7 protein-coding genes and 1 pseudogene are annotated in these 8116 nt (G+C 36.3%); 4 read left to right on the plus strand and 4 right to left on the minus strand.

Annotated elements, in window-relative coordinates:
* Positions 1-135 precede the first annotated feature (135 nt).
* A pseudogene (locus tag KA858_RS11390) lies at positions 136-1149 on the plus strand (DUF819 family protein); the annotation flags it as partial.
* Between the two features lie 58 nt (positions 1150-1207).
* On the opposite strand, the gene KA858_RS11395 reads toward KA858_RS11390, so the two are convergent.
* Positions 1208-1993, minus strand: a complete 786-nt coding sequence (locus KA858_RS11395; protein WP_210135749.1) for a putative hydro-lyase — start codon at positions 1991-1993, stop codon at positions 1208-1210.
* Positions 1994-2267: 274 nt separating this feature from the next.
* Positions 2268-3881: a BCCT family transporter gene (locus KA858_RS11400; protein ID WP_210135750.1), complete on the minus strand. Its 1614-nt coding sequence runs from the start codon at positions 3879-3881 to the stop codon at positions 2268-2270.
* A gap of 218 nt (positions 3882-4099) precedes the next feature.
* Between KA858_RS11400 and nagA the strand changes: the two genes are divergently transcribed.
* Both nagA and KA858_RS11410 read left to right on the plus strand, forming a co-directional pair.
* Positions 4100-5257: an N-acetylglucosamine-6-phosphate deacetylase gene (gene nagA, locus KA858_RS11405; protein WP_107629291.1), complete on the plus strand. Its 1158-nt coding sequence runs from the start codon at positions 4100-4102 to the stop codon at positions 5255-5257.
* Between the two features lie 116 nt (positions 5258-5373).
* Positions 5374-5622, plus strand: a complete 249-nt coding sequence (locus tag KA858_RS11410) for a hypothetical protein (protein WP_053030067.1) — start codon at positions 5374-5376, stop codon at positions 5620-5622.
* Between the two features lie 70 nt (positions 5623-5692).
* Here KA858_RS11410 and nagB read toward each other — a convergent pair whose 3' ends face one another.
* Together nagB and KA858_RS11420 are read right to left on the minus strand one after the other, a co-directional pair.
* The gene (gene nagB, locus KA858_RS11415) at positions 5693-6421 is read right to left on the minus strand and encodes a glucosamine-6-phosphate deaminase (protein ID WP_210135751.1); all 729 of its coding nucleotides are present in this window, start codon (positions 6419-6421) and stop codon (positions 5693-5695) included.
* A 24-nt stretch (positions 6422-6445) separates the two neighbouring features.
* Positions 6446-7117: an N-acetylmannosamine-6-phosphate 2-epimerase gene (locus KA858_RS11420; protein ID WP_210135752.1), complete on the minus strand. Its 672-nt coding sequence runs from the start codon at positions 7115-7117 to the stop codon at positions 6446-6448.
* A 171-nt stretch (positions 7118-7288) separates the two neighbouring features.
* Between KA858_RS11420 and KA858_RS11425 the strand changes: the two genes are divergently transcribed.
* Positions 7289-8095: a MurR/RpiR family transcriptional regulator gene (locus tag KA858_RS11425; RefSeq protein ID WP_053030064.1), complete on the plus strand. Its 807-nt coding sequence runs from the start codon at positions 7289-7291 to the stop codon at positions 8093-8095.
* Positions 8096-8116 lie beyond the last annotated feature (21 nt).

Genomic DNA, 8116 nt, shown 5'->3' on the forward strand with positions numbered 1-8116 from the left:
ATAAATAATATGATGATGCTATTTTGCAAATTCGCAGTAGCTGACTGAACTGAAAATGCGCTTAAATCAAGCTTTTTTCAGTTCTAGTCATCCTTGCGGGGGTGGGACGACGAATTTAAAAAGAATTCTGTCCCACTCCCGGTGTATGATACGGTATGGGATTATGCCGTACCTATTTCAATTCCTTTATTATTGTTCAGTTCGAATATTTTAAAGATTTGGAAGGAAAGTCGTCGATTATTATATATCTTCTTAATTGCATCAGTTGGAACATTGATGGGGATAACGGTAGGATTTATTTTACTGCATCAATGGATTCCATACTTAGCTAAGATTGGCGCGATGATGACAGGTAGCTATATCGGTGGTGGTGTAAACTTTGCGGCTTTAAGTACCAAATTTAAAACACCGAGTGATATGATTTCATCTACAGTTGTAGCAGATAATAGTGTGATGGCGCTTTACTTTATGTTATTAATTGCCATACCGTCATTGCCTATTATAAAGAAATGGTTCAAGACGGATTACCAAACGGCGTCAACACCAGAAACGGAACAATCATATTGGAAACCGAAGCAAATTCAACTGTTAGATATTGCACTTTCAGTGGCGATTGCAGTCGCATTAGTCGCTATTAGTTTTAAATTATCTGAGGTGATTCAACATGTGATACCGCAGTCTAATGTCCTACTAACTATCCTTGTTTCTTTCTTTGGAGATAAGTATTTGTTATTGACGACACTGACGTTATTAGCGGTGGCTATTTGGGGAGATTTCTTTGATAAATTAGCCGGTTCTTCAGAAATTGGGACGTTCATTATTTATATATTCTTTGTCGTTATCGGAACGCCGGCTTCATTTATGACGATTATAAAAACGGCGCCATTGTTATTTGTCTTTGTGATGATTATTTTAATTTTCAATTTAGGTTTAAGTTTAATTGTAGGGAAATTATTTAATTTCAAGATTGAAGAAATACTGTTAGCGAGTAATGCGACAGCAGGTGGTCCAACGACGGCAGCAGCATTAGCAATTAGTAAAGGATGGCAAGGGCTTGTTGGTCCAATATTAATTATAGGCACATTAGGTTATGTCATTGGGAACTATGCCGGCACACTTATGTATCAACTGTTAATACACATTGGATAAGCATACATAAAAGGAGATATCTCAGCAAAACGTTTAGCTGAGTATCTCCTTTTTAAATTTAATCATTTAATTCGCTATCTTTAATATCTGTAATAAACATGTGTCCGGGTGAGTGTGTAATCATTAACTCTGGTTTGGCATCAAGCGCAACGGACTGTGGTGTCACGCCACACCCCCAGAAGACAGGGACTTCATTTGGTTTGATCGTGACAGCCTCTCCATAATCAGGCTTATTAATATCCGTGATACCCAGTTCGTCTGGTGTGCCAATATGGATTGGCGTGCCATGGACATTCTTAAAGTGTGATGTGATTTCAGTTGCTTTAATCGCTTGTGTCATTGTCATTGGACGCATGCTCACTGTAATATTACCTTTAAAATAGCCACTTGATTCGGCAGGAATATGCGTACGATACATTGGAACGTTATGACCTTCTTCAATGTGTCGAACAGGTAAGCCAGCTTCCAACATGGCATGTTCGAAGGTGAAACTACAACCAATTAAGAAACTAACCATATCTTCGGTATACAACTCTGTGATATCATCGACTTCTTTAATCAACTGGCCATGTTCATAAATACGATACTTCGGAACGTCAGAGCGTATATCTGCATTACGTCCATAATATGGAAACGAATGTGCACCAACTTCGGAGACATCTAATAGTGGACACGTCTTAGGATTTCGAAAACAAAATTTTAAAAAATCATAAGCGTATTTCGATGGCAATATGACTACATTTGCTTGAATGTAGCCCTCTGCCATACCGCTTGTGTGACCGACAAGTTCTCCTTTACGAATCAATTGGCGCAAGACTTCAGGTGATGCTTGTTTGTAATTCATGTTAAATCCCCCTTGTTTCCCCTTCATAATTGAAAGTGCATATGACTACAATATTTTAAAATTACACATATGACAAGAGTGGTATATGCGCTATTTATTAAAAAGCTTGTATGCTAAAGTGATCGAACTATTCACAAATAGTGGTAATAAACAATATAAACTTACAATAACCCAATTATCATCTACATGATAAATGACAAAAAATAATATAAACAAAAATATACTTATGATTAGCCCAATAACTGGTAATAAATGATAGTACTGGTCCATATGATTATGATTGTTTCTCATTATGATCCGCCTTTTCATTAGACTGATTAAGCTGTTCACGTTGTTCCAATGGGATAGAATAGTCTTTGTCATCATTGATATAAGACATTTGGAAGTGCTTCGTATGTTCTCTACGGAGTGCGCGCATAATTGAGAGCGTCATTAATAATAGAATGATAGAGAACGGTAATCCTGTTACAACAGAGGCAGTTTGTAAGCTTGTTAATCCGCCTGCAATCGTCATTGCTACCGAGATTGCACCAATGAGTAATCCCCAAACCACTTTGTGCTTAACCTTAGGATTCTCACTACCTCCCGTTGCCATGCCAGCAACAATATGTGTCGTTGAGTCGGCGCTTGTCACTATGAGTAAGAATATTAAGACGACGGCAAGAATGCTCGTTATATCAGCCAATGGGAATTTCGATAATAATTCAAATAATGCAACTGTGTAATCTTTATCAACTAATTGCGCAATATTATCGCCACCCATTGCAACTTTCACTGCCATACCACCAAAGCCAGCAATCCATACAAATGAAATGAGTGGCGGTACGATTAAGACACACATAATAAACTCACGAATGGTACGTCCACGAGATACACGAGCGACGAAACCTCCTATGAATGGTGACCATGAGATGACCCATGCCCAGTAAAAGACGGTCCATTGTTGAATCCATGCATTATTACCAGAATAGGGATTGATACGCAAACTATATTCAACAAAATGTCTGATATAATCGCCGATGGCTAGCGTGTAGGATTCAAAGATGAATTTTAAATCTCCAACAATCAGCATAAATAATAATAAGATTGCACCTAAAATAATATTGATGTTGCTTAGCCATTTCACGCCACGATTTAATCCAGTTACCGCAGAACCTAAGAATATACACACCATGAGTACTGTGATAGCTATTTTTGTAACGTTATTGTTGGGTACATGAAAGACATGGTTAAGACCACCACTAATTTGCATAATTCCAAGACCGATAGAAGTGGCGATACCCATGACTGTAGCTATAATTGCTAAGATATCAATGATATTTCGAAATGGACGTTTATAAGCTTGTCCGAAGACAGGTTCCATTGCTGTAGAAATTAGCCCGTCTCGCTTTTTACGAAATTGAAAATACGCCACGATCAGTCCCGCCATGGCGAATATAGACCATTGTGAAATGCCCCAATGGAAGAAAGTATAACCCATAGCTACACGAGCAGATTCTGCTGATGCATTCGGCACATCTTTTGGAAAAGGTGAATGGAGATAATGTGTGAGTGGTTCAGCAACACCCCAGAATACGATACCAACACCAAGTCCAGCCGAAAATAACATACCTAACCATGATAAGAATGAAAATTCTGGTTCTTCATCATCACGCCCTAATTTGAAGCGGCCATAACGAGAAATTGCTAAAGAGATTAAAAAGATGTCTAAAATGAATATGATAAGTAAAAATAACCAACCAAATGAATTAGAAATAAAGCCATAAATATATTGTGCATGATTTCCAAAAGCTTTAGGAAAGAAGCCAGCCATTGCAGTTATAAGTATAATGATGGCCACGGATACCGTGTATACTAAATAATTGTTTTTCTGTCGCTTGTCATTCATTGTTCAATTAAGTCATCCTTTATATTTTATTTATTTTGAGTATACCGATAATAGTAAATATTTTCAAAATTCATTTTTTTTGAAATATAACGATTCATATGTCATACTACGCTATTTTGAAAACTTTTTCCAAAAGAGAAATTTGGCTAAATACTATCTAATGAAATGCTATAATTGAGATGAAAATTTGAAGAATTCAATAGAAAAGAAGGTATATCATGTCGACAAACTATGTCATTACGAACGGTAAAATTTACACAGAACAACAAGTTATTGAAAATGGATATCTTGTAGTAGAAGATGGCAAAATCAGTGATATTCAGCAAGGAACGTATACTGGCGAATTAGAACAAATAGATGTGAAAGGTCAAAATGTATTGCCTGGGTTCATTGATATTCATATTCATGGCGGCTATGGTGAGGATGCCATGGATGCGTCTTACGATGGATTGAAACATTTGGCGGAACAATTGTTATCAGAGGGCACAACTACATTCTTAGCAACAACGATGACACAATCGGATGCCAACATTGAAAAGGCATTGAAAAATATCGTGGCATATCAAGCAGATCAACAACAAGGAGAAGCAGCGGAAGTAGGCGGCATTCATTTAGAAGGACCATTTATTTCAGAACATAAAGTTGGGGCACAAAATCCTAAATATGTGCAACGTCCATCAGCGTCGAAAATTCAGCATTTTCAAGATATGGCTAATCATCAAATCAAAATTATTACATTTGCACCAGAAGTTGAAGGTGCCCATGATACGCTTAATCAATTACATGATGATATTATCTTCTCAATGGGGCATACGGTAGCCACATTTGATGAAGCGAATGAAGCGGTGGAACATGGTGCTAAGCACGTCACACATCTATATAATGCAGCTACACCATTTGAACATCGCAATCCTGGTGTCTTTGGTGCAGCGTGGACGAATGATCAATTAAATACTGAAATTATCGTGGATGGTATTCATTCACATCCGGCTGCTGTGCATATTGCATATAAGCAAAAAGGAAATGAACATATGTATCTCATTACTGATGCTATGCGTGCGAAAGGCATGGAAGATGGGGAATATGATTTGGGTGGACAGAATGTTATCGTTAAAGGTAAAGAAGCCCGCCTAGCAAGTGGTGCCTTAGCAGGTAGTATTCTTAAAATGAATGACGGTTTGCATAATTTAATTCATTATACACACGATTCATTAGAAAACTTATGGCGTGTGACAAGCTTGAATCAAGCAATTGCATTGAACATCGATGCGCATAAAGGTAGCTTAGCAATCGGCAAAGATGCGGATATCGTAGTGGTAGATGATACGATTCGTATTGACAAAACAATCAAATCGGGCGTTGTACATCAATATTAAAAAATGTATTCAATTGTGATTATCTCTTTTCCGCGTTTAAAAATATGCACACAAGTGTATATATGTAGTAAATGTTTTGATACGAAACACAAGCGACGGAAAAGAGGTGTCCATACATGAATAATGATTTTAGATTCCCAAATGCTAAACATTTCTTTAGTTGGTTAACATGGCTATCAATTATTGCGTTACTTGCAGTAATCGTACTTAATTTTATTGTATATAGCACATTCAAAAGTTTTAATCATTTTACTTTAGCGTTTGAATTCCATCAAACAGAGTTAATATTCTTAATTACTTTCTCAATTATTGCGATTATCAGCATTATTATGTATTTAATTTTAAAATTATTTAAACACTCATAAAAATAAAGAGACAGAAAGTGGATTGATAGCCAATTCACTTTCTGTCTCTTGTCTTATTTGTGTTAAGCATTTATAACTGTTTGAAAATCGTGTCATCAACAATGATTTCTACATTAGGATGTTGATGTAGGATCGATGCAGGTAATGACTCAGTTGGTTTACTGTTTAATAATTGATGAATCGCATCACGTTTACGTTCACCAAATGCTAAGAGTATGATTCGTTTCGCACGCATGATGGAATTTAATCCCATTGATACAGCTTGTTTAGGTACATCATCAATATGATCAAAATGCACACTGTTGGCATTAATTGTGGATTCGGTTAAATCAACGACACGTGTTTCACTTTTAAAGGATGTGCCTGGCTCATTAAAACCGATATGGCCATTTTCACCAATACCTAATAATTGGATGTCTGGTTGACCTATTTGCTTTAAGCGCGTTTCGTAACGTCGTGCTTCCTCCTCTAAATGATCAACATGCCCTTGAGGGATATGAATGTGATCTTCATTCCAACTATCATTATGATCAAATAATAATTGATGCATATACGTATGATAACTTTGAGCATGCGAAGGTTCTAAACCTACATATTCATCTAAATTGAACGTTTGAACATTTGCTAAATCAACATGATTGGCTGATAGCAATTCTGAAAAGCGGGGATAGACATCCGTCATCGTGCCACCAGTAGCAAGGCCCAATATCGCATCAGGTTTGTCTTTAGTCAGTTTCAATAGTTCAATGGCAACATAATCACTCGCCAGTTTTTTGTCTACTAAGTTTGTTATTTTCATGATTTATGCCTCCAAATTATAATGTTATTTCTGTTGGACAGCTTCTATAAAACGTTCAGTGATTTGTTTAGGACGTGTAATTGCACCGCCAACAACCGTGCAATGTACGCCTAAATCGCTTACCTTTTTATACATTTCAGGGGTAATGACATTTCCTTCAGCAATCACTTTGGCGTTAACCTTTTGTAATACTTCTTTTAAAAATTCAAAATCATTTTCAAAGAGAATGTGTCCCTTTGTATAAGACGTATACCCACGTAATGTTGTGCCAATGTAATCAAAGTTTAACTGATCTGCATTAATGGCTTCTTCGACAGTTGAAATATCAGCCATAATTTCAACATGGGGTGCTTTCTCTCGAATGTAATGAACTAATTCCTCAAGTGACTCCTTAGGACGTGATTGGGTAGTGGCATCTAAAGCGATTACCTCGCAACCACTTTCGATTAATTCGTCAACCTCTTTAGAAGTTGCGGTAATAAATACATTTGAACCTTCATAATCTCGTTTTACAATTCCAATAACCGGTAGTGATACTTCTTCTCGAATCGCTAAAATATCTTCTTTCGTATTAGCACGAATACCAACCGCACCACCTTGATAAGCGGCAAGCGCCATTTTTGACATGATAAATGATGAGTGCAATGGTTCGTCAGGTAACGCCTGACATGACACGATTAATCCGTTTGATAACATTTTTAAACACGCTCCGTCTTTTCAAAATTGTAAATAGAAATAGTATTGTAATTGATTCGTTTATTCATTCATATCATAACATTAAGAAAATATTTATCAATTTATAAACCACATTTGAAAAATATTTTCAAATATACTATAGTTTAACTAACTTAATTACGAGGTGATGTAATGAAATTTGAAAATCGTATTCAGCGAAGCCGTCATTTGTTAACGAAAATGGATAAAAAAATCATCGACTACATACAAACACATGAACTTGATGAAAATTTCTCAACGATTAATTCTTTAGCCTATGCCATAGGGACATCACCAGCTACAATCACAAGATTTAGTGGGAAATTGAACTATGCCAACTTTCAAGATATGAAATTTAATTTGCAACATGAAAAATCAGAAAAAGTAGTTGAAAATGCGCCACTTGTTCAACTGATTCATCGTTATCATCAAAATATTATTCAACAAACGGGTGAATTTATTTCCGAGGAAAAGATTAAGCGTTTAGCACATAATTTGAAGACATGTCGCCAAGTCAATTTCGCGGGATTAGGAAGTTCAGGATTAACGGCAAGTGAATTTTATTATCGAACGATGCGCATGGGTATTAAAGGATCTGTGTCGACAGATGCACATCAAATGAAGATTTCTGCATCGCTATTGTCATCAAGAGATATGTTTGTCGCTATTTCAAATAGTGGTGAAACGTTAGAGTTAATTGAAGCTGCGAAGATTGCACAAAAACAAGGTGCCTATGTGGTTGTGATAACCAACTTTGAAGGAAGTACGCTCACTAAGAATGCAGATTTAGTATTAATTACGACTGCGCAATCCAGCAACAATGATTCGAAATTTATTAATTCACAAATCGCGACACATTTTTTATTAGATTTAGTCAGCTATATACTACTTAATGACACACATATGCATCACGTGTATCAACAAACGCGTCATGTTATTTTAGGTGATGAGAAAGAATGAAAAAACATACTAAGATTAGCT

Origin of the sequence: Staphylococcus sp. GDX8P80P (genome assembly GCF_017893095.1) — a bacterium.
Lineage (GTDB): Bacteria > Bacillota > Bacilli > Staphylococcales > Staphylococcaceae > Staphylococcus > Staphylococcus borealis.

Coding starts and splice junctions, on each gene's coding strand:
- KA858_RS11425 (WP_053030064.1), top strand. CDS start 7,289: ATGAAATTTGAAAATCGTATTCAGCGAAGCCGTCATTTGTTAACGAAA.
- KA858_RS11400 (WP_210135750.1), bottom strand. CDS start 3,881: ATGAATGACAAGCGACAGAAAAACAATTATTTAGTATACACGGTATCC.
- nagB (WP_210135751.1), bottom strand. CDS start 6,421: ATGAAAATAACAAACTTAGTAGACAAAAAACTGGCGAGTGATTATGTT.
- KA858_RS11420 (WP_210135752.1), bottom strand. CDS start 7,117: ATGTTATCAAACGGATTAATCGTGTCATGTCAGGCGTTACCTGACGAA.
- KA858_RS11395 (WP_210135749.1), bottom strand. CDS start 1,993: ATGAATTACAAACAAGCATCACCTGAAGTCTTGCGCCAATTGATTCGT.
- nagA (WP_107629291.1), top strand. CDS start 4,100: ATGTCGACAAACTATGTCATTACGAACGGTAAAATTTACACAGAACAA.
- KA858_RS11410 (WP_053030067.1), top strand. CDS start 5,374: ATGAATAATGATTTTAGATTCCCAAATGCTAAACATTTCTTTAGTTGG.